The sequence below is a fragment of the Enterococcus camelliae genome (assembly GCF_042685105.1).
GTDB lineage: Bacteria > Bacillota > Bacilli > Lactobacillales > Enterococcaceae > Enterococcus_G > Enterococcus_G camelliae.
In genome coordinates this window covers 1-24,220 of record NZ_JBHUMO010000010.1, presented here as the reverse complement: position 1 = coordinate 24,220, position 24,220 = coordinate 1, and the positions used below count along the sequence as shown (strand labels likewise).

General features: G+C 39.6%; 23 protein-coding genes. 17 read left to right on the top strand and 6 right to left on the bottom strand.

The features are described from left to right. Positions 1 to 245: 245 nt before the first annotated feature. Positions 246 to 677, top strand: coding sequence for a universal stress protein (locus ACFSR0_RS01815; RefSeq protein WP_379979310.1), 432 nt, complete (start codon positions 246 to 248; stop codon positions 675 to 677). Between the two features lie 51 nt (positions 678 to 728). Here the strand turns inward: ACFSR0_RS01815 and ACFSR0_RS01810 are convergent, their stop codons facing one another. Continuing rightward, positions 729 to 1,508 (bottom strand): ABC transporter ATP-binding protein, encoded by a 780-nt coding sequence (locus ACFSR0_RS01810; protein WP_379979314.1) that lies wholly within the window; start codon positions 1,506 to 1,508, stop codon positions 729 to 731. Positions 1,509 to 1,759: 251 nt separating this feature from the next. Here ACFSR0_RS01810 and ACFSR0_RS01805 point away from each other — a divergent pair, with 251 nt between their 5' ends. Together ACFSR0_RS01805 and ACFSR0_RS01800 are read left to right on the top strand one after the other, a co-directional pair. Continuing rightward, positions 1,760 to 2,635 carry a cation diffusion facilitator family transporter gene (locus ACFSR0_RS01805; protein ID WP_379979308.1) on the top strand — a complete coding sequence of 292 codons (876 nt, stop codon included), beginning with the start codon at positions 1,760 to 1,762 and terminating at the stop codon, positions 2,633 to 2,635. A gap of 129 nt (positions 2,636 to 2,764) precedes the next feature. Further along, on the top strand, positions 2,765 to 3,613 hold the full coding sequence (locus ACFSR0_RS01800; protein ID WP_379979306.1) for an aldo/keto reductase: 849 nt from the start codon (positions 2,765 to 2,767) through the stop codon (positions 3,611 to 3,613). Between the two features lie 68 nt (positions 3,614 to 3,681). Here ACFSR0_RS01800 and ACFSR0_RS01795 read toward each other — a convergent pair whose 3' ends face one another. The 3 genes from ACFSR0_RS01795 to ACFSR0_RS01785 form a co-directional block, all read right to left on the bottom strand. Then, positions 3,682 to 4,587 (bottom strand): lactate/malate family dehydrogenase, encoded by a 906-nt coding sequence (locus tag ACFSR0_RS01795; RefSeq protein ID WP_379979304.1) that lies wholly within the window; start codon positions 4,585 to 4,587, stop codon positions 3,682 to 3,684. Positions 4,588 to 4,734: 147 nt separating this feature from the next. Further along, the gene (locus ACFSR0_RS01790; protein WP_379979302.1) at positions 4,735 to 4,899 is read right to left on the bottom strand and encodes a hypothetical protein; all 165 of its coding nucleotides are present in this window, start codon (positions 4,897 to 4,899) and stop codon (positions 4,735 to 4,737) included. Between the two features lie 151 nt (positions 4,900 to 5,050). Further along, a complete protein-coding gene (locus tag ACFSR0_RS01785; RefSeq protein WP_379979300.1) occupies positions 5,051 to 5,470 on the bottom strand; it encodes an acyl-CoA thioesterase in 420 nt (139 codons plus the stop codon). A 180-nt stretch (positions 5,471 to 5,650) separates the two neighbouring features. Here ACFSR0_RS01785 and licT point away from each other — a divergent pair, with 180 nt between their 5' ends. From licT to pepV, 8 genes are all read left to right on the top strand, one after another. Further along, complete coding sequence (licT, locus tag ACFSR0_RS01780) at positions 5,651 to 6,487, top strand: BglG family transcription antiterminator LicT (RefSeq protein ID WP_379979298.1); 837 nt, start codon at positions 5,651 to 5,653, stop codon at positions 6,485 to 6,487. A gap of 84 nt (positions 6,488 to 6,571) precedes the next feature. Continuing rightward, positions 6,572 to 8,458 (top strand): beta-glucoside-specific PTS transporter subunit IIABC, encoded by a 1,887-nt coding sequence (locus ACFSR0_RS01775; RefSeq protein WP_379979296.1) that lies wholly within the window; start codon positions 6,572 to 6,574, stop codon positions 8,456 to 8,458. Positions 8,459 to 8,462: 4 nt separating this feature from the next. After that, positions 8,463 to 9,896, top strand: a complete 1,434-nt coding sequence (locus ACFSR0_RS01770) for a 6-phospho-beta-glucosidase (protein WP_379979294.1) — start codon at positions 8,463 to 8,465, stop codon at positions 9,894 to 9,896. 462 nt (positions 9,897 to 10,358) lie between these two features. Further along, positions 10,359 to 11,654 (top strand): histidine--tRNA ligase, encoded by a 1,296-nt coding sequence (gene hisS, locus ACFSR0_RS01765; protein ID WP_379979292.1) that lies wholly within the window; start codon positions 10,359 to 10,361, stop codon positions 11,652 to 11,654. A 6-nt stretch (positions 11,655 to 11,660) separates the two neighbouring features. Beyond that, positions 11,661 to 13,436: an aspartate--tRNA ligase gene (gene aspS / locus ACFSR0_RS01760; protein ID WP_379979290.1), complete on the top strand. Its 1,776-nt coding sequence runs from the start codon at positions 11,661 to 11,663 to the stop codon at positions 13,434 to 13,436. A gap of 120 nt (positions 13,437 to 13,556) precedes the next feature. Next, complete coding sequence (locus tag ACFSR0_RS01755) at positions 13,557 to 14,432, top strand: YitT family protein (protein WP_379979288.1); 876 nt, start codon at positions 13,557 to 13,559, stop codon at positions 14,430 to 14,432. A gap of 174 nt (positions 14,433 to 14,606) precedes the next feature. Next, entirely contained in the window at positions 14,607 to 16,529 is a 1,923-nt protein-coding gene (locus ACFSR0_RS01750; RefSeq protein ID WP_379979286.1) for an acyltransferase family protein, read from the top strand. Positions 16,530 to 16,614: 85 nt separating this feature from the next. After that, on the top strand, positions 16,615 to 18,027 hold the full coding sequence (gene pepV, locus ACFSR0_RS01745) for a dipeptidase PepV (RefSeq protein ID WP_379979284.1): 1,413 nt from the start codon (positions 16,615 to 16,617) through the stop codon (positions 18,025 to 18,027). A gap of 67 nt (positions 18,028 to 18,094) precedes the next feature. Here pepV and ACFSR0_RS01740 read toward each other — a convergent pair whose 3' ends face one another. Then, positions 18,095 to 18,466, bottom strand: coding sequence for a hypothetical protein (locus ACFSR0_RS01740; protein WP_379979282.1), 372 nt, complete (start codon positions 18,464 to 18,466; stop codon positions 18,095 to 18,097). A 166-nt stretch (positions 18,467 to 18,632) separates the two neighbouring features. Here ACFSR0_RS01740 and pepA point away from each other — a divergent pair, with 166 nt between their 5' ends. The 4 genes from pepA (at position 18,633) to ytpR (ending at position 21,429) form a co-directional block, all read left to right on the top strand. Then, positions 18,633 to 19,709 carry a glutamyl aminopeptidase gene (gene pepA / locus ACFSR0_RS01735; protein WP_379979312.1) on the top strand — a complete coding sequence of 359 codons (1,077 nt, stop codon included), beginning with the start codon at positions 18,633 to 18,635 and terminating at the stop codon, positions 19,707 to 19,709. Positions 19,710 to 19,791: 82 nt separating this feature from the next. Continuing rightward, entirely contained in the window at positions 19,792 to 20,112 is a 321-nt protein-coding gene (locus ACFSR0_RS01730; protein ID WP_379979280.1) for a thioredoxin family protein, read from the top strand. Between the two features lie 15 nt (positions 20,113 to 20,127). Then, positions 20,128 to 20,592, top strand: coding sequence for a universal stress protein (locus tag ACFSR0_RS01725; protein WP_379979278.1), 465 nt, complete (start codon positions 20,128 to 20,130; stop codon positions 20,590 to 20,592). A gap of 231 nt (positions 20,593 to 20,823) precedes the next feature. Continuing rightward, a complete protein-coding gene (gene ytpR, locus ACFSR0_RS01720) occupies positions 20,824 to 21,429 on the top strand; it encodes a YtpR family tRNA-binding protein (RefSeq protein ID WP_379979276.1) in 606 nt (201 codons plus the stop codon). Positions 21,430 to 21,594: 165 nt separating this feature from the next. Here the strand turns inward: ytpR and ACFSR0_RS01715 are convergent, their stop codons facing one another. After that, a complete protein-coding gene (locus ACFSR0_RS01715) occupies positions 21,595 to 22,875 on the bottom strand; it encodes a S1C family serine protease (protein ID WP_379979274.1) in 1,281 nt (426 codons plus the stop codon). Positions 22,876 to 23,249: 374 nt separating this feature from the next. On the opposite strand from ACFSR0_RS01715, the gene rlmH reads away from it, so the two are divergent. Both rlmH and ACFSR0_RS01705 read left to right on the top strand, forming a co-directional pair. Then, complete coding sequence (gene rlmH, locus ACFSR0_RS01710; protein ID WP_379979272.1) at positions 23,250 to 23,729, top strand: 23S rRNA (pseudouridine(1915)-N(3))-methyltransferase RlmH; 480 nt, start codon at positions 23,250 to 23,252, stop codon at positions 23,727 to 23,729. A 234-nt stretch (positions 23,730 to 23,963) separates the two neighbouring features. Then, positions 23,964 to 24,220: helix-turn-helix domain-containing protein (locus tag ACFSR0_RS01705; protein WP_379979270.1), on the top strand; the 257-nt coding region annotated here is incomplete at its 3' end.

Below are 24,220 nucleotides of genomic sequence, written 5' to 3'. Positions count from 1 at the left end.
TCGGTATCCCGTATCTCAGGCAAGAAGAAACTACATTTGGGTCAAAGGGTTTTAAGTCCGTAAGGACTCAGAACCCCGCAACTTAAGTCGTGGGAGGTTCAGAAATATTGCTCTTTTTATTGGTCTAGCGTAATTTGACAAAAGAAAAGAATAAAATAAGCGCCATAAGCTTCACCAATGCGCTGTCAAATCAGTATGATTTTACTGTTCTTCATCGTATAATGAATATGAAGGAGGCGGTTACAATGAAAGAGTATAAGCGAATTTTGATTGCAGTTGATGGGTCGGATCAGTCGTTGAAAGCCTTCAAAGAAGTGTTAAGTATTGCTCGTGGAAGTCAGAATGCAGCCATTTATATTGTTGCGGTAATTAATGATGTAGAACTGTCAACGAGTGCTTATTCATATGGAAAAGTATTTGCGCAGGAAAAAGAATTGACAGAAAATCGAGTATTAAAGCTTGTTCAAGATGCGCGCGAGGTGAATATCCATCAAACAGTTCCTTATGTTATTGTAGGAAATCCGAAATCAGTTATCGTCAATTATGCGGAAGAGAAGGCGATAGATTTGATTGTGTTGGGTGCTACCGGGAAAGGAGCAATTCAGCGAGCGTTGGTCGGGTCAACAGCAGCGTACGTAGTGAACCATGCACCTTGTAGTGTACTTGTTGTAAAATAAAAAAAAAAGAAGTAGATTAGCCATTGAGAAAAAATAGCTAATCTACTTCTTTTAAACAGGATAGACCAAAAATCGTTGGTTTTTATAGGGGAGGATGACCACTTCTCTTTGATAAAAACTAGATAAGTGGGCGGTTGTTAAGCACTCATCGCGTTGCCCTTGATACATAACTTTTCCATCTCGTAACAATAAGACATGGGAAAAGTCTGTCGTGATTTCTTCGGTATGATGGGTCACGAGAACGAGATTAGGGATTTGTTTTTGTGCGATTAATTGATGCAATCGTTGCAAAAAATCTTCTCTGGCAAACAAATCAAGGCCATTTGTCGGTTCATCTAAAATCAATAATTTTGGACGATTGATGAGTGCACGAGCAATCCCTACCAGTTGCTTTTGTCCTTGGGAGAGCGTCTGAAAGCTGCGTCCAATAATTGTTTTTAAGCCAAGTTCATGAAGCAGTTGTTTGGCATGATCAAATTGTTCATTGGTGACAGTTTGATAGAGACCAACACTGGAAAAATAGCCAGAAACAACAATTTCTTCTGCCGTTTCTTGTCCATGAAATTGATTCAAATACGCGGGACTGATCCAGGCAATTTTTTGCCGTAGCTCAGGTATCGAAGATTGACCAAAAACGGTATCCAATACCGTGAGTTTGCCACGTGAAGGCCACAGTTGACCAGTGATTAATTGCAATAATAAACTCTTTCCAGCCCCATTTAACCCTAAAATAGCCCAATTTTGATTCTCCTCTACTTGCCAATTGATATCAGTAAGCAGGGGTTGTTGATTTCTTACAAAAGATAATGCTTCGCAGGATAAAATTGTCATCATCGCTTCCTCCAGTACGTCTTGATAATTGATAAAACCATAGCACGTTAGCGATTATTTGACAATCTTTCCAATTGACTTAAAAAAATATTTTTCATGAAAATTACAAAGATTAGGTTCTCCTTAACTCGAATTGTGGTGCATGAACCAATCGATATTGGAAACCCAAAATAATAAAAAAATTCCCATAGTGTGAAAAAAGCGAACAGAATTTGATATGATATTCTTCAAATCAAAAAGGAGGAAGCACGATGGCAAATGATCGTTATCAAGAATTAAAACAAGCTGAAAAAGGTGCAATCATTAGCATTGTCGCTTACCTTTTCATTTCAATTCTGAAGTTAACTGTTGGAAATTGGGCTGGGTCGGAAGCATTACGTGCCGATGGTCTTAACAATGCAACCGACATTATCGCTTCGATTTCTGTCTTAATCGGCTTAAAGGTTTCTCGAAAGCCTGCTGATGAGGACCATCGTTATGGTCACTGGAAAGCGGAAACAGTAGCAAGCTTGATTACCTCGCTTATTATGATCGCCGTAGGGTTACAAGTTTTATATAGTTCAATTCAGACGGTTCTTGATGGTAGAAGTGAGACCCCTGACAGTATAGCGGCGATTGTAGGGATAGGTTCAGCTAGCATTATGTATGGTGTGTATTTTTATAATAAAAAATTGGCAGAAAAGGTAAAGAGTTCGGGTTTGTTAGCAGCTGCAAAAGATAATCGCAGTGATGCATGGACAAGTATTGGTACGGCTGTTGCTGTTTTTGCAGCAACCTTTCGTTTAGGATGGTTAGATAGCCTTGCCGCGGTGGTGGTGGGTGTACTAATTATAAAAACTGGGGTGGATATTTTTCGTGAAAGTACGTTCTCTTTATCGGATGGATTTGATATAGAATTAATTCAACAATATAAAGAAGAAATTGAAAAAATTCCTGGTGTTACTCGTGTAAAAAGTGTCAAGGGGCGCAATTATGGCGCGAATATTTATGTCGATGTGGTGGTTGAAATGCCTGCCGAATTCAGCGTGAAACAAAGTCATGCGATTGCCGACCAAATTGAATTTCTCTTACGAGATGTGTTTGGCGTCTTTGAAATTGATGTCCATGTTGAACCAGATAGTCAATAAAAGAGACAGTCTATATAGTAGGGATTCTAGTCTGGATTAGAATCTCTATTTTTTTGTAAGCATCCCATTATTTCATAAAAATTATTTTTGGTATAATAGAACAAGAACGATTATGAAGGAGGAAGCAACATGAGTTTAACTTCAACCTATACATTAAAAAATGGGGTAAAAATCCCCAAAGTAGGTTTCGGTACATGGCAAACGCCAGATGGACAAGTCGCTGTTGAATCAGTAAAAACAGCTTTAGTTGATGGGTATCGTCACATTGATACTGCTCAAGGCTATAAAAATGAACAAAGTGTGGGGCAAGCCATCAAGGAGAGTGGCGTGCCACGGGAAGAAATTTTTCTAACAACGAAAGTATGGAATGCAAATCACTCCTATGACTTGGCAAAAGCATCAATTGAAAAAAGTTTGCATGATTTAGGAACCGACTACTTGGATTTATTGTTGATTCATTGGCCAAATCCAGTCGCTTTCCGAGATCATTGGCAAGAAGCCAATGCGGAAACATGGCGTGCCATGGAAGAATTTTATCAAGCAGGCAAAATAAAAGCCATTGGTGTTAGCAATTTTCGTCCACATCACTTGGAAGCATTAGCAAAGACAGCCAAGGTATTTCCGATGGTCAATCAAATTTTCTTAGCACCTGGTGAGTTAATGGCAGATACCGTTCAGTATGGACGTGATCACGGCATGATTATCGAAGCATACAGTCCACTTGGCACAGGGAAAATCTTCGACGTTCCAGAAATGAAAGAATTGGCGCAAAAATACAACAAATCGATTGCCCAAGTTGCCTTGAGATGGTCCTTGCAACATGACTTCTTACCATTGCCAAAATCAGTGACGCCAAGTCGAATCAAAGAAAATACGAATATTTTTGATTTTGAATTAACAGAAGCGGATATGAAAACCATTGATGAGTTGGATGGTGTTGTAGGAAAAGCCTTAGATCCGGATACCGCTCAATTTTAACGTAAAAGCATTGTTTGCAGAACAACAGTCGTTCTGCAAACAATGCTTTTTTTAATATTTCAAAAAAATTAGATGGCTTCATACATCGTCTGAATCCATTTAATCGAAGCAGCCCATTTTTTTTGCTCGGTGGTAGATAAAGAAGGTGGGAAACTTTCTTCAATCCCCTGCGCACCAATTTTGGCAGCATGTCCAATATACATAGTTGCTGCTTCAGAATAAACGGACAGAGGGAAAACTCGGTGACTGTCAGTAAGGATGGCTTCAATAATTTGTGCAGCTTGATTGGCAATTCCGTATGAGGTATATCCTTTTCCAGCAAAGGTTTTTCCACCCAATGAAAAGGTAAGTGCTTCGATTTGTTCTTGCTGTTCAGGTGTAATTTGGTTCAAAATCGGTTGATAGCCTACAAAAGTTGAATGCCAAGCGATAAATTGCGTATCACCATGCTCACCCAAAACGAGTCCATCAACACTATCTGGTTCAATAGCTAAAACCGTTCCCACCGCATGTTTAAAACGAGCGGTGTCCAGAGAAGTTCCCGTACCGAAAATTCGATTTTTAGGTAGACCAGTCAATTCCTGTAGGTAACGAGTGATGACATCGCACGGATTGGTAATAGTCAACAAAATGCCGTGAAAACCTGATGAACGAATGATTGGTGCCCACTCCTCAGTCGCTTTTTTTGTGAAGTCCAGTTCATCGAAGCGACTCCCTTGCCCATTTAAAACAGCAATATCCCCAACTGAGAATACCAAAATATCCAGCTCGGACAATACTTCACTTGTCCCGATTAAAAGACGTGTGGTTTTATGGGTGCCTATCTGGCCAGCCCATAAATCAAAGCATTCGGATTCAACTAGGTTTGTATTTTTATCAAAGAGATACAATTCATCAGCAATATGACGTTCAATAAGTGTATGTGCCACAGTACTACCCACGTGCCCTACACCAATAATACCAATTCTTTTCATTGACTAAGTCTCCTTTTCAAGATATGTGGTTCTATTTAGTATAGAACAAGCACACAAAAAAAGCAGTCTAAATTATTGAATTTTTCCTTTCTCAAAGTAAATCGTTCATTAGACAAAGGAAAAGTCTGAGAATCAACGATGGATTTCTCAGACCTTCAGCTCTTCTAAACTTTTTACACGACCACCGATTTTGTTAGCAAATTCTTCTGAAGATTTTCGATCAGGAAATACTAATAGATTATCAGGTGATTTGTCGCGTGTACGATGTCCAGTTTTGTCAATATATCCGTGAAAAACTTTTACAACATACATTATCTTCACCTCAATTATGTAAATTAATAGTAGTACAGAACTACCCTATTAGAATTATACATAAAATTAGCAAAAATACAATTGGAAACGTTTTAAAAAAATATTTTTTTTGAAAAATAATACAGATTTTCGAGGTGTTATCTTAATTTCCTTATAAATTTACATAATTTTCGAAAATTTCATGAAATTCTGGGAATTTTTTCTTCAAAGAAATCAAGCGTTGATGCTCTTTGCTCAAAAAACAGTGACTACTTGTCCCTGTGGTGGCGACTTGATTGGTTGTCAGATTTACAAGTTCGTATCGAAACTCAAAGCGTGTACCTGTATAATTTTCAACAAATACGTTGATTTTTACCTTGTCACCATAATGCACCATTCCTTTGTAAGTACAGGAAACAGCTAAAACCGGGATGATGATACCGGCCTCTTCAATCACTTGATAAGGAAGCTTCAGCCATTCAAGTAAATCAACGCGTGCTTCTTCAAACCAACGAATATAATTGGAATGGTGAATAATGCCCATTTGATCGGTTTCATAATAGTGTGGCTTGCGGAGGTATCCTGGATACATAAAAAAACTCCTTTCTTCTTACTAATAAGAGTGTAAGTAAAGAGGCTGAACGTTGCAATAACGATTGTGATGAGTGATTGACAAATCGAAAAAAAATATGGTACTATGCTTTTGAGATTGTTACCGCTTCAATGTGGGCTATACTCGTGTAGAGCAAGCAACTAAAGGAGAGTAACGAGGTTGAGAGTTGAAAAAGTCATCAATAATAATATTGTTGTTTCTTTAGGTCACTCAAATCAAGAGTTAATCGTAATGGGTAAAGGAATCGGTTTTAAGCGGAAACAGGGTGATGAGATTGATGAAGCATCTGTTGAAAAGGTCTATTGTATAACCAAAGAGTGGAATATGAGCAAATTAACCAATTTGTTATCAGCAATTCCCTTAGAGGAAATCCAAGTGGCCAATGACATTATCAGTTTTGCAAAGGTTTCTTTAGGTAAAAAACTCAGTGAAAATCTTTTTCTGACATTATCAGACCACATTCACTTTGCTTTGGAACGTTATCAAGAAGGCATTCAGTTAAAGAATGCACTTCTTTGGGAAATTAAACGATTCTACAATCATGAATTTTTGATTGGCAAGGAAGCCGTAAGTATGATTCAAAATCGTCTACAAATATCATTACCTGAAGACGAAGCAGGTTTTATCGCATTGCACATTGTCAATGCTGAGTTATCTGGTTCAGAAGTCAACCAAGTTTCAGAGATGACTCGAACAATTCAGGCCATATTAAATATTGTTAAATATCAATTTAATATGGAATTAGATGAGTATTCACTCAATTTTGAACGATTTGTCACTCATTTAAAATTTTTCGTTCAACGGGTATTTACTGATGTACATTTGGATGGTGATGAGACAGCGGGCTTTATGTTTATGTTGAAAGATAAGTATCCAAAAGAGTACCAATGTGCATTAAAAATCGGTGAATACATTCAAAAGCAATTTGGACGAAAGCTGGACAATGACGAATTGATCTATTTAACGATTCATATTAAACGAATAACAAGTGAGTAGGATTGTTACTGCATTGCAGGCGAGACCTAACTATGTGATTAATCATGTAGTTAGGTCTCTTTTATTTTAAAGGAGGATATAGAGATGAATTACAAAGATTTAGCAGCGACTATTATTGAAAATGTCGGTGGCGAAGAGAATATTCAAGGATTGACTCATTGCGCTACCCGTTTACGGTTTAATTTGCAAGATGATGGACAACCAAAAGAAAAGGTCTTAAAAGAAACGCCAGGGGTCATGGGTGTCGTGAATAAAGGTGGACAATACCAAGTAATTATAGGTAGCGATGTGGGAAATGTCTACAGTGAAATTATGAAACAAACGACGCTAGCATCGAAAGCCGATGAAAAACAGGAAGGAAGTGAACCAAAATCAAAAGTAGCCAAAGTAATTGATACGATTACAGGTATCTTTACACCTATCTTACCGGCTATCACTGCTGCGGGGATGTTAAAGGCGGTCTTGTCATTATTGGTAGTTTTTTCAGTCATTACAGTGGAAAGCCAAAGTTATCAAATTTTGAATTTTATGGCGGATGCGGCGTTTTACTTTTTACCAATTTTGTTGGCAGCTTCTTCTGCTCAAAAATTTAAAACCAATATGTATTTAGCGATGATGTTAGGAGGTATCTTACTGCATCCGAATTTTGTTGCCATGGTGACGGCTGCCAAAGAGAGTGGTGATGCCATTCGGTTGTTTGGCTTGCCGATTTCAGCAGTAAGCTATTCTTCTTCAGTTATTCCAATTATTTTGGCTGTCTGGTTCTTATCATACGTAGAACCCATTGCCGATCGAATTTCACCAAAAGCAATCAAATTCTTTAGTAAGCCATTGATTTCGATTACTGTCGTTGGCATTGTTACATTAACGATTTTAGGTCCTGTTGGGTACTTGATTAGTGATTGGATTTCAACGGGTGTTACGTTCTTAGAAAGTGTTAGCCCTTGGATTGTACCGTTGTTATTAGGAACATTTACACCGTTATTTGTGGCAACTGGGACACACTATGGTCTAGTACCGATTGGAATCAATAACCGTATGACAGCGGGCTATGACACAGTGATTTACCCAGGAATGTTAGCATCAAATGTCAGTCAAGGTGCGGCAGCGTTAGCCGTTGGGGTGAAGTCAAAAAATCAAGCGACGAAACAACTTGCTTTTTCGGCCGGTTTGACAGGAATATTTGGAATTACAGAGCCAGCCTTATATGGGGTGAACTTACGCTATAAAACACCATTGTATGCAGCAATGATTGGTGGTGGAGTCGGTGGTTTATTCATGGGTATTTTCCGCGTGAAGAACTTCTCAGGTGGTTCACCAGGTCTACTAACATTGCCTAGCTACATTGGCGACAATACATTGAGTCATTTTTACTTTGCTTGTATCGGTGCAGTAATTAGTATCGTGATTACCTTTATCGTCACGTTAATTTTATTTAAAGAAAAGACAGATGAAACAAGCACCACAGAAGTAGCACAACCAACCGTAAAAACAACGGAAGATATTGATGTCTTTGCCCCAATCAATGGAGAAGCTGTGGCACTTGAAGCTGTAGCAGATGGCATGTTTTCAGAAGAAATCTTAGGACAAGGGATGGCGATTATTCCTAGCGAAGGAAAAGTCTATGCACCATTTGATGCGACCGTTAGTGCGACGTTTGATAGTGGTCATGCGATTGGCTTGACTAGTAAAAATGGCATCGAGTTGCTAATTCACGTCGGAATTGATACAGTGAAATTAGATGGTGAAGGGTATAGCTATGCTGTCGCGAAAGGACAAGACGTCAAAAAGGGTGACTTGCTACTAACATTTGATCCACAAGTCATTGTCAAAAATGGCTTAAACCCAATTACACCAGTTGTGATTACGAATACCAATGAGGTAGGAGAAATTTTAACAATTAACGAAGGTGCGATTCATAGCGGCGACCAATTCATCAAAGTCTTTCATCAAAAAAGAAACGAGGTATGATTGAATGGGATTTAGAAGCGATTTTTTATGGGGCGGTGCAACGGCTGCCAATCAATGTGAAGGTGGATACGACCAAGGTGGACGCGGTCTAGCAAATGTCGATGTCATTCCGACTGGACCTGATCGTTCGGCGATTATTCAAGGAAAAGAAAAAATGTTGGCATTCGATGACACTCATTTTTATCCAGCGAAAGAAGCGATTGATATGTACCATCATTACAAAGAAGACATTGCACTCTTTGCTGAAATGGGCTTCAAGACTTATCGTTTATCTATTGCGTGGACGCGAATCTTTCCATTAGGTGATGAGGTAGAGCCGAATGAAGAAGGCCTGCTCTTTTACCAAAACTTATTTGAAGAATGTCAAAAACATGGCATCGAGCCGTTAGTGACAATCACACATTTTGACTGTCCGATTCATTTGATTAAAGAATATGGCGGCTGGCGTAATCGAAAAATGCTGACGTTTTATGAACGACTTTGCCGAACAGTCTTTACACGCTACAAAGGGTTGGTGCGTTACTGGTTGACTTTTAATGAAATCAATATGATTTTGCATGCACCATTTTTAGGAGCGGGCTTATGCTTTGAGCCTGGCGAGGATGAAGAACAAGTTAAATACCAAGCAGCACACCATGAGTTAGTTGCTTCAGCGATTGCAACAAAGATTGCGCATGAGATTGATCCTGAAAACCAAATCGGCTGTATGTTGGCAGCCGGATCGTATTATGCATTTAATTGCAATCCGGAAAATGTTTGGTCAAGCCGGACACAAGATCGTCAAAACTATTTCTTTATTGATGTCCAAGCACGAGGATACTATCCGACCTATGCGCTAAAACAACTGGAACAAGCTGGCATTGAACTTGTTACGGAAGCAAGGGACTTTGAACTATTAGCGGAACATACGGTTGATTTTATTTCATTTTCTTATTATTCTTCCCGTGTCGCACCGGTCAAAGATGGAGAGCAAGCAGAGACGGCGGGGAATATTTTTGCCTCTGTCAAAAATCCCTTTTTAGAAGCGAGTGAATGGGGCTGGCAAATCGATCCGCTAGGGCTAAGAATTACGTTGAATGATATCTGGGACCGGTATCAAAAACCTATGTTTATTGTGGAAAACGGTCTAGGGGCAGTCGATGTACCCGAAGAAAAAGGTTATGTAGCGGATGATTATCGCATTGATTATTTGGCAGCGCATATTCAGGCGATGAAAGATGCTGTTGAACTGGACGGCGTAGATTTAATAGGTTATACGACCTGGGGATGTATTGACTTAGTTTCAGCTGGAACAGGCGAGATGAAAAAGCGCTATGGATTTATCTATGTTGATCGAGATAATGAAGGAAAAGGAACGCTGAAACGTTCAAAGAAGAAATCATTTGATTGGTACAAACAAGTCATTGCCTCAAATGGGGAAAATCTCAGTAATTACTAAACAATTCACTGTTTGTCAGTATAGGTTGAAATAGTTTCAATAATCTTTTTTAAATGAAATGAATGATTTCATCCATCACTTTTACTACTATCAAAAATCCTTTCACAAGTTAAATTTAAAAAAAACCGAGTAATCTCAAAACAGAAGTGACTTGACTTTTTGTGTGTTTTCATGTAGGTTATACGTATTATCTTATAGAATGATTCGATGAAGGAAAAAAGTACTCGATACATCATACAGAAAAGAGAAAACTACCTAGGCTGGAAGTAGTTTGAATGAGATGGAGGAACAGACATTCCAGAGAAGCGTGAGTGAAAAGCCACGTCCGTGTGCGAGCGTTAATCGTTAGAGGAAAGATGGATGCATCTTTCAAATTTTAGGTGGTACCGCGTGTCTAACAACAAAAGTAAAACGCCCTTGTGTATACAGGGGCGTTTTTTATTTTTTTAGGAGGAAGAGAAGATGAAATATCAACGACCAAAAGGGACCAATGATATTTTGCCAGGAGAATCAGAAAAATGGCAATTTGTAGAAGAAACCGCCCGTTTATTATTCAAAGATTATCAATTTGACGAGATAAGAACACCCTTATTTGAACATATAGAAGTGATTTCACGTAGCGTTGGAGATACTTCGGATATTGTGACCAAAGAAATGTATGATTTTTATGACAAAGGGAATCGACACATTACCTTGCGTCCAGAAGGAACAGCACCAATCGTACGATCATTTGTTGAAAACAAATTATTTGGCCCTGAATTTCCAAAGCCCTACAAAGTTTACTACATGGGGCCGATGTTCCGTTATGAACGTCCTCAAAAAGGTCGTCTTCGTCAGTTCCACCAAATTGGTGTCGAATGTTTTGGCTCAAAAAACCCTGCCACAGATGTCGAGATTATGGCGATGGCACTGGCCTTTTTTGAACAATTGGGTATTACTGGTCTGCGCTTAGTTGTCAATACGCTGGGTGACAGTGAGACACGATTCGCGTATCGACAAGCACTGATTGATTACTTGCTTCCGTTTGAAGAACAATTGAGTGCCGACTCCAAACGTCGTTTACACGAAAATCCTTTACGGGTATTGGATAGTAAAGACAAGAAGGACAAAGAAATTGTTGCAAACGCCCCACAAATATTAGATTATCTTACGGATGAGGCGTACCGTCACTTCCAAACAGTTAAAGATATGCTTGATGCACTGGGGATTTCGTATGAAGTAGATAGTAATATGGTTCGTGGATTGGATTATTATACGCATACCATTTTTGAAATTATGCATGATTCAGATGCATTAGGTACTCAATCGACGATTTGTGCTGGCGGTCGTTACGATAATTTGATTGAAGAGTTTGGTGGAGAATCAACACCTGGTTTTGGCTTTGGAATTGGGATTGAGCGCGTGTTATTGACCTTAGAATCTGAAGGGATTACCGTACCCAGTGTTGAGGCAATTGATGCGTATGTTGTCCATTTGGGTGAAGAAACCAATCTTGAGGCATTAAAAATTGTGCAAGCAATCCGTGATGCAGGATTTTCGGCGGATCGTGATTATATGGGGCGAAAAGCCAAAGCACAATTTAAGTCAGCAGACAAAGCTAATGCAAGACTCGTCTTAACAATTGGGGAGTCGGAGCTAGCTGAACAGCAAGTCAAAGTGAAAAACATGGCGACGCGTGTGGAAGTTGTCTACCCACTAGCAAAAATTTATGACTCATTTTCAACAGTTTACGATGAAATGATGAAAGAAGGAGAATAGAAATCAATGGAAAAGCGATCGGTTTATTGTGGTTTAGTGAATGAAGAATGGTTAGAGAAACAAGTGGTGTTAAAAGGTTGGGTACAAAAACGTCGGGACTTAGGTGGGGTTATTTTTATTGATTTACGTGACCGTGAAGGCATCGTACAAGTAGTTTTCAATCCAGCAACCTCTGAGGAAGCATGGGCGATTGCTGATAAATGTCGTAGCGAGTATGTCATTGAAATTCGTGGGACGGTTATTCATCGTGCACCAGAAGCAATTAATCCTAAAATGGTGACTGGGGCATATGAAGTCATGGCCGACCAAATTACGATTCTTAGTCGCGCAAAGACACCACCTTTCCCAATTGAGGATGAAAACCAAGTGAGTGACGATATTCGCATGAAGTATCGCTATCTTGATTTGCGTCGTCCGCAAATGACCAAGAATTTGTTGCTACGGACCAAGACAACGCGTGCCATTCGTCATTATTTGGATGACCATGATTTCTTAGATATTGAAACACCGTATTTGGCGAAATCAACCCCTGAAGGAGCGCGCGATTACTTAGTTCCTTCACGTGTTCATCCAGGACATTTTTACGCATTGCCTCAATCTCCACAAATCTTTAAACAATTGTTAATGGCATCTGGTATGGATCGCTACTATCAAATTGTTCGCTGTTTTCGTGATGAAGACTTGCGTGGTGACCGACAACCAGAATTTACGCAAGTCGATATTGAAACAACATTCTTAACAGCGGAAGAAATCCAAGCTTACACGGAAGGATTAATCCAAAAAGTCATGAAAGAGGTCAAAGATATCGATGTGACCTTGCCATTCCCACGCATGACGTGGCAAGAGGCTATGAATCGTTATGGAAGTGATAAACCCGATACGCGCTTTGAGATGGAATTGATCGACCTTTCTGAAACGGTTAAAGACATTGACTTTAAGGTATTCCAAATGGCATTAGCTAATGGTGGCGTTGTGAAGGCCTTGAATGCCAAAGGAGCGGCAGCAAACTATTCACGGAAAGATATGGATCAATTAGGTCAATATGTGAGCCAATTTGGTGCCAAAGGTCTTGCTTGGTTGAAAGTAGAAGAAGATGGCTTGAAAGGCCCAATTGCAAAATTCTTTAAAGAAGCCACGGACGCCATTGTGGCGGCTACGAATGCTGAAGTAGGGGATTTGTTAATGTTTGGAGCAGATTCATTTGAAGTAGTATCAGCAGCATTAGGAGCGATTCGTACACGTTTGGGGAAAGAATTGGGATTGATTGATGAAGCGAAATTCAACTATTTGTGGGTAGTGGATTGGCCACAATTTGAATACGATGAAGAAGCGGGTCGTTATGTATCTGCCCACCATCCATTTACGATGCCAAAAGCGGAAGATGTTGCCTTATTAGCAACTGATCCAGCACGTGTCCATGCGGAAGCCTATGATATTGTCCTGAATGGCTATGAACTTGGCGGCGGCTCTTTGCGGATTCATACACGTGATGTACAGGAGCAAATGTTTGAAACATTAGGCTTTTCACGTCGCGAAATGACTGAACAATTTGGTTTCTTATTGGAAGCTTTGGACTATGGCTTTCCACCACATGGCGGTATTGCGCTAGGTCTTGACCGTTTTGCGATGCTTTTAGCAGGTGAAGACAACATCCGCGAAGTGATTGCTTTCCCTAAAAATGGTCGAGCAATTGATCCGATGTCTCAAGCGCCAAGCGAAGTTTCACCTTTACAGTTGTTTGAATTGAATATTGATGTGACAACAACCGAAGACGAAGATTAAGAAAAGGGAAAAGCATTCGATTATCAGGGCAATCCTAGTGATTCGAATGCTTTTTGCCTGCACTTTGTGTATAATAGACATGAATAAAATGATAAAAATAAAGTGAGGAAGAATCAATTCATGAACCGGCTATTTAAGTTTTTCCCTCATCCTGATTACGCAGCCAAGTTTTCCTTTGCAGTCGTGTATGCAATCTTGGCTTCTGTTTCTGTGCGTATTTTTTATGGACCAGGGAAAATCTATTCAAGTGGTATCACAGGTATCGCTCAGATTTTGTCGACTTTGTCGGAGCGATTAATTGGCTATGAGATTCCTGTCTCGGTGATGCTATTGTTATTAAATTTGCCATTATTTGTATTGGGATGGCATAAAATTGGTCACAAATTTACTTTCTTTACAGGGATTACTGTTGTTTTAACTTCTTTCATGATGCAGTTGATGCCGAGCGAAGTTTTGACGAAAGACCCTATTCTCTGTGCTATTTTTGGTGGTGCAACGATGGGAGCAGGAATTGGGTATGCATTGAAGAATGGTTTATCATCAGGTGGGCTGGATTTTATCAGTATTTCTGTAAGAAAGAAAACGGGCAAATCAATCGGCTCCATTTCGATTTTTTTTAATTTTTTGATTATGATTGCTGCCGGCATTTTATTTGGTTGGCAATCAGCTTTGTATAGTGCCCTGGCAATTTTTGTTTGTGGAAAAGTAACGGACGCCATATTTACCAAACAAAAGAAAATGCAAGTGACAATTATTACACGGTTTCCAGATGAGGTCGTACAAACCATTCAACACCATATTCGACGAGGCATTACGATTATCCATGAAGCAGAAGGGGCATATCGTCACGACAAACAGACTGTCTTAATTACCGTTGTGACCCGCTATGAATTGCCAATGTTACGCCAAGCAATGCGTGAATCTGATCCCAAAGCATTTGTCAGCATTGCGGACAATGTCCAGATCTTAGGACGTTTCTATGAAGAACAGCTTTAACACGTTCAACAAGTAGACCATAAAGGACTACTTGTTTTTTTGACGATTAATTTTTTATCAAATTTCTATAAATTCTGTAGCTGTTCTCATGCTTTTTTTAGGTTTTTGTGGCATGATTACAAGGGAAAGTTCAAGTAGGAAACTACTTTAAATTGAAAATAAAGGATTTCAAAGATGAAAGAAAAAACAATGAAAAAAAGTCGTTACATCACGGGGATTGATGGACTACGTAGTTTGGCAGTAGTTGGGGTGATTTTGTATCATTTAGTGCCAACGACCATGCGGGGCGGATATCTTGGCGTTCCCATCTTTTTTGTGATTTCAGGGTATTTGATTACAGATTTATTGCGGCAGGAATGGCAAAGAACACAAACCATTGATATCAAAAAGTTTTATTATCGGCGGATGAAGCGCCTATATCCAGCGCTTGTGGCATTATTAATGGGTTCTTCTTTTTACATCACCCTCTTTCAACGGAATTTGTTGAACAATTTGCGAGGGGTTGTTGTCAGTAGTTTGTTGTATCTTAATAACTGGTGGCAAATTAAGCAAGGGTTCTCGTATTTTGATCGTTTTGCGAATGAGTCACCTTTTACGCACTTATGGTCCTTGGCTGTTGAAGGCCAGAACTATCTAATTTGGCCAATTTTATTCTATCTTTTGGTCCGGTTTGTCAAGAAACGCAGTACAATTTTTTATTTCTTAACGGGTATGGGGATTTTTTCGGCTGTACTAATGGCTGTTCTTTATCAACCTGGTGGTGACCCAACGCGAGTATACTATGGGACAGACACTCGTCTCTTTTCTTTGTGGATGGGGAGTGCGTTGGCGTTCATCTGGCCTTCGATTCACTTGAAAGAAAAAATTCCTGTGCAAGCCAAAAGACTATTAAATGGAGTTGGACTGGCGTCTTTACTGGTATTGATTTTGGCTTTGTTCTTTTTTGATGATCAATCGACGTTTGTTTATTATGGCGGCTTGTATCTAGTGAGTATTGTTTCAACTATTGCCGTAGCAGTGACCGCTCATCCAGGAGCAAGCTTAAACCGTTGGCTGACAAACCCAGTGTTTACCTATATTGGCAAACGAAGCTATGGCATTTATCTCTATCAGTTTCCAGTCATGATTTTTTATGAATCCAAGGTCACCAATTTGGCCGATCATATTTGGCTTCATACGCTGATTGAAATTGTGTTGATTATAGGGATTAGTGAATTGTCCTATCGATTCATCGAAGAACCATTTCGGAAATTCGACTATAGTCAGACTTGGCCAACCCTCCATTCGTGGTTTTCACGACCATGGATTAGTCCAAAGAAACCTTGGCAATTGCCAACTGCTGTGATTGTAGTCGTAGCTTTGATTGGGATTATGACTGCACCGAAAAATCAAGTGGATGCGGAACAAAAAGAATTTCAAGCAGAAATTCAACAAAATAAAAAAATAGCTGATAAAACGAAACAGCAGACAACTTCTTCTACAACGACTACGGAGACAGTGGATTCTTCAACAACAAGTGAAACAGTCGATTCTGCGACTAAAGAAGAGGAAGAAGAAGTCTTTAGCACCAACATTCCAGACATCATGAAAAAATATGACTTATCAAAAAAACTTGTTGAGGAAGCTCAAGTAAAAGAATTGACCATTTTTGGTGACTCGGTTGCTTTGGGAACAGCCAGAAATATCAATGAAGTTTTTCCTAAAGCCGTAGTTGATGCCCAAGTGGGACGCCAACTTTATGATAGTGTGCCACTCTTGCAAAAGCTTGCTGATCAAGGATTATTGAAAGATACAGTTGTTATTGCTCTGGGAACCAACGGACCAGCAACTTCGTCCCAATTTGATGAGTTAATGAATTACTTGGGCAGTAATCGCACAGTGTATTTTATGAATGTGCGTGTTCCAACTCAACGTTGGCAAAATGATGTGAACGATTTGCTAACTGAAAAGGCCAAACAATACAACAATATGCATGTGATTGATTGGTATGATTTGAGCAAGAAGCACGACAATTGGTTCCGACCAGACCGAGTGCATCCGACTGTTCCTGGTAGGATTGCCTATACTCGGTTATTAGCTAGAACCATTTTGAAGTAAAGAAATCAGGATTCAAATACAAAAGACTTTTCATTTAAAAAATAAAAGTGATATGATGGAAGAGATTAAGAACGGAGGTTTTTTCATGACAATTGATTGGAAAAAAGAAGTTGAAGCAAGAAAAGACGATTTAATAAGTGATTTAGAGGCTTTACTACGTGTGAAAAGTGAACGGGAAGATGACAAAGTTACTCCTGATGCGCCATTTGGACCCGGACCACGCGATGCATTGAAAAAAATGTTGAGCTTTGGTGAACGTGATGGCTTTGTTGTCAAAAATGTTGATAACTATGCTGGACACATTGAATTTGGTTCTGGGGAAGAAACACTTGGTATTTTTGGTCACATGGATGTAGTGCCAGCCGGCGATGGTTGGGACAGCGATCCGTATGAACCAGTAATCAAAGATAACAAAATTTACGCGCGTGGTTCATCTGATGACAAAGGACCAAGCATGGCAGCCTATTATGGCATGAAAATTATTAAAGAACTAGGCTTACCTCTTTCGAAAAAAGTACGCTTTGTGGTTGGTTCCGATGAAGAAAGCGGCTGGGGAGATATGGATTATTACTTCCAACATGAAGAAAAACCCGATTTCGGGTTCTCACCTGATGCTGAATTCCCAATTATTAATGGTGAAAAAGGAAATATCTCGTTGCTTGCACATTTCAAAACCACCAATGACGGCACTTACACATTGAATTCTTTCAAGAGCGGGTTACGTCCAAACATGGTACCTGGGTCTGCTACTGCCGTAGTGGAATTACCTGCTGAGTCAGATTTTGCGGATTTTGAAGCGGCTTTAACCGCTTTTACAGATGAACACCCAGTTACAGCTACACTAAGCAAATCAGGTAAGACAGTGACTATCGAGCTTGTCGGTAAGAGCGCACATGGTGCACATCCTTCAGCTGGAATCAATGCCGGTACATTTTTGGCCTTGTTCTTAGATCATTTTGCTTTTGCTGGAGGGGCCAAAAACTTCCTACATGTAGCTGGTGCCTATATGCATGAAGATTTTGATGGAACCAAATTAGGCGTTGCCTATCGCGATGAAAAAATGGGCGAATTAACGATGAACGCAAGCCTCTTTAATTTTGAAAAGAATGCGACAGATGCTAGCATCAATATGAACTTCCGCTACCCTCAAGGAACAACTGCTGAAAAGTTGGAAGCAGGTTTGGCCGAAACAATTGGTGCATATGATGTAACAACCACGCGTGAACCTCATCATATGTTGCCACACTATGTACCCGTGGATGATCCATTGGTTGCGACATTGCTATCTGTTTATGAAGATCATACTGGTCAAAAAGGATACGAACAAATCATTGGTGGTGGAACATTTGGTCGTTTATTGGAACGCGGTGTTGCTTATGGCGCAATGTTTCCAGGATTTACCGACACGATGCACCAAGCAAACGAATTTATGGATTTGGATGATTTATTCAATTCAGCAGTCATTTTTGCTGACGCGATTTATCGCTTAGCAAAATAAGTTACCATAAAAAATGGAGTAACACTACCGCTTTGGTAGGTTACTCCATTTTTGTGTGGTTGCTTTTTTAAAAGCCGAGCAAAGAGTCATTCTGTTCGACAGGGACTCGATGAACCTCAAGGACTGTCCCCGTACGCGCATCCGCTAAAAATTCATATGTGACCAACGTCTCATCTTCTATACGTGAAATGCCACCAGCATAGACTTCCGTGTGAATAGCAAATTTTCGGAATGGTTGTTTTTGAAACTGAATCCAAGAACCTTCAATCGGGCCTTCCTCTAAAAAAGCAAGCTTCACTTCATCAAGCACTTCATCAGCGGATTGATTTTTTCGTTTGTTGGCCCAAATAGTTGATACGATACCACTAAATAGACCGATACCGATACCGACTGCTAATCCATCGGTAAAAAATGAGCGCGTTTCTTTTTCAACAGTCATCTTGTCAGCTCCTTTCAACGACAACATATGTGTTATTTGCTTTAGTTTACCATAGATTGCGAGCGATGAAGAGAAATAATAGCTAAAACCTTTCAAGAAAATCAATTTGCGTTATAATAAGAGTCAGTAAATCGAAGGAGGCGAGTTGGCATCTGCCAATAGAACCATGGAAGAACAAACATTTCAACGAATCAAAGAATTAACTGAATTACAAGGAACAAGCGGATTCGAACAAGATATTCGCACGTATATGCGTAACGCGCTAACGCCTCTCGTTGATGACATACAACAAGATGGATTAGGTGGCATTTTTGGTATTCGCCATCATGAAGATACGGATGCACCAAGAGTCATGGTTGCCGCCCATATGGATGAAGTTGGCTTCCTATTAACTGAGATAACGGCAAGAGGGCTGTTTAAAGTTGTTCCTTTAGGGGGATGGAATCCTTATGTCGTGTCGGCTCAACGTTTTACCTTGAAAACAAATAAAGGCGATTACCCATGTATCTCTTCATCTGTTCCACCACACTTATTGCGGGGAACTAGTGGTCAAAAATCACTGGAAGTAGCTGATATTTTATTTGATGCTGGTTTTGAATCAAAAGAAGAAGCAGAATCATTTGGTGTTCGTCCCGGTGATACGATTGTGCCAAAAGTAGAAACCATTAAAACAGCCAATGGCAAACGCATTATCTCAAAAGCTTGGGACAATCGTTATGGGTGTACCGTGGTTTTGGAAGCCTTAGAAGCATTGCAAAAGGAATCTTTGGGTCACACATTGATTGCAGGTGCCAATGTTCAAGAAGAAGTTGGGTTACGTGGGTCAAAAGTAGCGGTAACAAAATTTAAACCAGATCTTTTCTTTGCAGTCGATTGTTCAGCGGCCGATGATACCATCACGACAAATGGCACATTTGGTCACCTCGGAGAAGGCACATTGTTGCGTATCTTTGATCCAGGATTGATCATGTTGCCAGCGCTGAAGGAATACTTGTTAGATGTTGCTAGTACACACCATATTCCTTATCAATATTTTGTATCCAAAGGGGGAACCGATGCTGGTGCTGCTCATGTGGCCAATGAAGGCATTCCAAGTAGTGTGATAGGCGTATGTGGTCGATATATTCATACGCATCAAACGATGTTTAGCATTCGCGATTTTGAAGCTGCACGAGAAATGTTAATCCAAACCTTAAAAGGACTGGATCGTTCAACGGTAGATACCATTATCAAAGGTAAATAACTTTTGTTGCAAAGATTTGTCAGTATGAAACAAACAATGGCTGAATAGCGAAAAAGAGTATACTACGAGGAGAAGATGAAAGATGATTATTCCAGAAAATCTTGAAGAGTTAGCCGGGTATGTCGAAAAAGGGAAGAACGTTTTCTTTTTCACCGCTAATTGGTGTGGCGATTGCCGCTTTATCCATCCAAGCATGCCTGAGATTGAAGCGCTGTTCCCTGAATACCAATTTATTGAAGTAGATCGTGATAAGTATATTGATGTAGCAAGTAAGTGGGATATTTTTGGCATTCCGAGCTTTGTCGTAATCCAAGATGGCAAAGAACTGGGCCGTTTGGTAAACAAAGATCGAAAGACCAAAGAAGAGATTGCGGAATTTTTAACCCATCTTCCAAAAAACTGAGAAAAGGTGAGGACAATGGAACAAACGTATCGAACAATTTTAGTTGGAGTAGATGGCTCTTCTCAAGCAGAAGATGCTTACAAAAAAGCAATTGAAGTTGCACGTAGAAATAATGGGAAAGTCGTTGTCGCGTATATCGTTGATCAACCGATGTCTTCTTTCATGGGCTATGCCCCATTAAGTGATTCTGTCTTGGATCATGAAAAAGAAATGGGTAGTGCTTTACTTGAAGAATTGGAAAACTACGCGAAGTCCGTTGATTTTACAAAAGTGGAAACCGTGTTATCTTTTGGCTCGGCTAAACAAATGATTGGCAAAGAGTTGCCTGAAAAATTCGATGCAGATTTGATTATGGTTGGTCAATCTGGATTAAACGCGGCGGAACGCTTCATTACGGGTAGTGTGGCAAACTATGTTATCCGCGAAGCGCGTTGCGATGTTTTGATTGTATCTCCCAAAGAAGGATCAAACGAGCAGTAAATACAAAGAAGTGAGCCTTGATTGAATGAAGAGATGACAGGGTTAGTTTGGTCATTTTCTGATTCAGTCAGGGCTTTTTGATGTCTACAATGAATCCCTCTAATACGAAACAGCTAGAATAGCTACATTGTTAGTGTATCAATAAAAAATGAAGATTCTTTCATCAAAGAAGATGTCGTGGCTGAATTTTGGTAAAATAGAATTTGTAAGAAAATAGAGGAGGAAACATAAGTGATTTTTGCATACAATAAAGAACACGTAGGGGATACATTATTGATAATCGTTGCGGATGACCAAGGAATGAAGCAAGGTGTTGAACGAAAAGGAGATGTGGCAAAGATAACCACTGAGGATGGCAGGATTGTTGGCTGGAACCTCTTCTCTATTTCAGAAAAAATGGTGATTGAAGGTAATGGACAAGTCACACTTTCAAATGACCAATTACAAACCATCAACGACTGGATTCATGAGGCAGGTTTTGCAGATACCTTACTGGCAGACGATGAACCTAAATTTGTGGTTGGCTATGTTCAAACGTGTGAACCGCACCCAGACAGCGATCATCTTTCAATTACCGAAGTGGCGATTGATCAAGGTAAGGTTGTCCAAATCGTTTGTGGCGCACCCAATATTCGCAAAGGTCTAAAAGTGGTGGTTGCCAAACCAGGCGCAATGATGCCAGACGGCTTACTTATTTGGCCAGGTGAACTGCGAGGTGTGGCAAGCACAGGAATGATTTGTTCGGCCAAAGAACTTCAGTTGCCGAATGCCCCGAAAAAAAGAGGCATCTTAGAGTTACCTCAAGATGCGATTGTCGGTTCCGCATTTACAAAATAAAAAAAGCTACAAGCAAAGAGGCCTCCATGCTTACAAAGATGGACGCCTTTTTATATGGATCAATCAAAAGAAACCATAGGAAGCATGCGTCACTTCCTATGGTTTCTTTGTCTAATCTGATTGGAACGGTGCAACGAATCTCTTTTGTTTATTGGCTAGTGCTCTTTATTCGCCAGAGGATTCTTTTGTCGAAGAATTGTTTTGATTAAGAATCGATTGATCCACTGTTAAATTAACGGTAACGGTTTTTTCAGTTGACTCACGATAGAAGGTAATCTTCATCGTATCACCAATTGATTTTGCGTAAAGCGCAGCCCGCAATTCAGTCGTGCTAGTAATATCTTTTCCATCAATTTTGGTGATAACATCATATTTCTTTAAGCCAGCTTGTTCGGCTGGAGTCCCATTAGCTACACTTAAGATAACGACCCCTTGCGTAACGGTATCTGGAACCTTAAGAATTTTTTCTTGTTGTTCACTTGAAATGGAGCTGAGGTCATACATGGAAACACCTAATGCAGGTCTCGTGATTTTTCCATTTTTTTCTAATTGATTAATGATCGTAATGACATCATTACTTGGAATAGCGAAGCCCATTCCTTCAACACTTACACCTGAACTTGATGTGGATGAACTGGCAATTTTACTTGAGTTAATGCCAATCACTTGACCTTCGATATTAATTAAAGGCCCACCGGAATTTCCTGGATTGATTGCTGCATCGGTTTGGATGGCATTAATATTGACCTCTTGGTTTTCATCATTGGTACTGGTTACTTGACGATTTAGTGAAGATACAATCCCTTGAGTAACAGAATTAGCATACTGAGAACCAAGAGGAGAGCCAATCGCAATGGCAGGTTCGCCAACTTTTAAAGTAGAAGAATCGCCAAATGTTGCGACAGTGGTTACTTTGGCTGAAGAAATTTTCAATACTGCTAAGTCAGTATAAGAGTCCGTACCAACCAAAGTTGCATCGACTTTGGTTCCATCTGCTAAAACAACCTGTAATTTTTTTTGTCCTTCAACAACGTGGTTATTCGTCACGATATAAGCTGTATCACCGGATTTTTTGTAAATCACGCCACTACCTTCGCTAGCAGCTTCAAGTGTATTGTCATTCGAGGAACCGTTACTGTCATCTGTTCCAAATAAATCGCCAAACTGATTATTGGTTGAGGTACTTTGCAAATTGATAATCGACACGACCGCATCTTGAACTTTTGAAACGGCAGTTGTAACATCACTGGTAACGTTGTAGGTGACATTGCTCACGGTTGTTTTACCAGAGTTCGTTGTAGATGTAGCGCTTGAGGTTGACTGGTTTTCTTGGTTACCATTGGTTGCATAATAAAGACCACCAAAGCTTAATGCACCACCAATCACACCACTAAGTAGACTAATGCTAATTTTTTTTATTAGTGAAGAAGAGTTGTTTCTCATCATTTGTTCCTCCCATATGGATAACTTATTTATAGTATAAGCTTATTTTCTTTATTTAGTCTACCGAGAGAGTTTGAAAAAAATATGAAGAATTGTAGGGGAAAAGCAGTCAATTTGATGAAAAACCAACGAAAAAAATACCTAAATATAGTGGAAAAGTTTGTGGACAGTGTGTGCAATGTTCTTACTAGTTATCCACAGAAATGTGGATAACTGACAAAATCTGTGGATACAAACGAATGTTCCTACAATTAGAGTTGAAATAGCAGTCTTTTATTTGAAAAAGATCCACAATAGTAGAGAACAGAAAAAACAATCTGTGGAAAAGCTGTGGATTGTGTATAATAAATACAGTGAATAAATGAAAGGCGGCCCATATGAATATCAAAATTATTTCTGTCGGAAAACTAAAAGAAAAGTATCTTACTGCAGGGATCAGCGAATATGTAAAACGATTAGGCGGCTACACCAAAATACAACTCATTGAAGTAGCAGATGAAAAAGCACCGGAAAACCTCAGTGAATCGGAAATGATGCAAGTTAAGGAGAAAGAAGGAGAACGTATTCTCGCTAAAATCAAAGATCAAGAATATGTCTATGCCTTAGCAATCGAAGGAAAAAATCCATCAAGCGAAAGTTTTGCTAAACAACTGGATCAATTAGCAGTGCAGGGAAAGAGCCAGTTCGTTTTTGTCATAGGCGGTTCATTGGGACTCAGCCAAGCAGTCATGAACCGAAGCAATACACAAATTTCCTTCGGTAAGATGACGTACCCACATCAACTGATGCGCCTAATCTTAGTCGAACAGATTTATCGCGCATTTCGGATTAATAAAGGAGAACCGTATCATAAATAATGAGGTAGATGCGAAAAAGATTAATAGGATAGGGTTTAGAGTGTTTGTGGATAGATGAATTGGTAGGGGAAGTGTAGAATTTATTAGTTACCAAAGAAGAATGATACTAATTGAATAAAAAAAGAATGGTTCATTGTAAGATGAACTTAGCCACTTTCAAGCAATAAAAAAACGTCATAGCGAAAAATCGTGTATTATTGAAGTTCCAACACAATCAATAAGGAGATTTTCGCTATGACGCATACTGAACATACCACACAATCACGAAAAGGCAAACACCTATCATTTGACGAACGACAATTTATCGCTTATTTGAAGAACAAATTGGGACTGTCCAATCGAGCAATCGCGAAAGAGTTGGGGCGAGCTCCTCAAACGATTCATAACGAAATCAAAGATGGAACTGTCGATGTCATCAAACAACGTCAAATACATGGCACAAAACAATATGATTATCGCAAGACGGAATATTCTCCTGAAGTTGGGCAAAA

Coding starts and splice junctions, on each gene's coding strand:
- ACFSR0_RS01815 (WP_379979310.1), top strand. CDS start 246: ATGAAAGAGTATAAGCGAATTTTGATTGCAGTTGATGGGTCGGATCAG.
- ACFSR0_RS01810 (WP_379979314.1), bottom strand. CDS start 1,508: ATGACAATTTTATCCTGCGAAGCATTATCTTTTGTAAGAAATCAACAA.
- ACFSR0_RS01805 (WP_379979308.1), top strand. CDS start 1,760: ATGGCAAATGATCGTTATCAAGAATTAAAACAAGCTGAAAAAGGTGCA.
- ACFSR0_RS01800 (WP_379979306.1), top strand. CDS start 2,765: ATGAGTTTAACTTCAACCTATACATTAAAAAATGGGGTAAAAATCCCC.
- ACFSR0_RS01795 (WP_379979304.1), bottom strand. CDS start 4,587: ATGAAAAGAATTGGTATTATTGGTGTAGGGCACGTGGGTAGTACTGTG.
- ACFSR0_RS01790 (WP_379979302.1), bottom strand. CDS start 4,899: ATGTATGTTGTAAAAGTTTTTCACGGATATATTGACAAAACTGGACAT.
- ACFSR0_RS01785 (WP_379979300.1), bottom strand. CDS start 5,470: ATGTATCCAGGATACCTCCGCAAGCCACACTATTATGAAACCGATCAA.
- ACFSR0_RS01775 (WP_379979296.1), top strand. CDS start 6,572: ATGAATTACAAAGATTTAGCAGCGACTATTATTGAAAATGTCGGTGGC.
- ACFSR0_RS01770 (WP_379979294.1), top strand. CDS start 8,463: ATGGGATTTAGAAGCGATTTTTTATGGGGCGGTGCAACGGCTGCCAAT.
- hisS (WP_379979292.1), top strand. CDS start 10,359: ATGAAATATCAACGACCAAAAGGGACCAATGATATTTTGCCAGGAGAA.
- aspS (WP_379979290.1), top strand. CDS start 11,661: ATGGAAAAGCGATCGGTTTATTGTGGTTTAGTGAATGAAGAATGGTTA.
- ACFSR0_RS01755 (WP_379979288.1), top strand. CDS start 13,557: ATGAACCGGCTATTTAAGTTTTTCCCTCATCCTGATTACGCAGCCAAG.
- ACFSR0_RS01750 (WP_379979286.1), top strand. CDS start 14,607: ATGAAAGAAAAAACAATGAAAAAAAGTCGTTACATCACGGGGATTGAT.
- pepV (WP_379979284.1), top strand. CDS start 16,615: ATGACAATTGATTGGAAAAAAGAAGTTGAAGCAAGAAAAGACGATTTA.
- ACFSR0_RS01740 (WP_379979282.1), bottom strand. CDS start 18,466: ATGACTGTTGAAAAAGAAACGCGCTCATTTTTTACCGATGGATTAGCA.
- pepA (WP_379979312.1), top strand. CDS start 18,633: ATGGAAGAACAAACATTTCAACGAATCAAAGAATTAACTGAATTACAA.
- ACFSR0_RS01730 (WP_379979280.1), top strand. CDS start 19,792: ATGATTATTCCAGAAAATCTTGAAGAGTTAGCCGGGTATGTCGAAAAA.
- ACFSR0_RS01725 (WP_379979278.1), top strand. CDS start 20,128: ATGGAACAAACGTATCGAACAATTTTAGTTGGAGTAGATGGCTCTTCT.
- ACFSR0_RS01715 (WP_379979274.1), bottom strand. CDS start 22,875: ATGATGAGAAACAACTCTTCTTCACTAATAAAAAAAATTAGCATTAGT.
- rlmH (WP_379979272.1), top strand. CDS start 23,250: ATGAATATCAAAATTATTTCTGTCGGAAAACTAAAAGAAAAGTATCTT.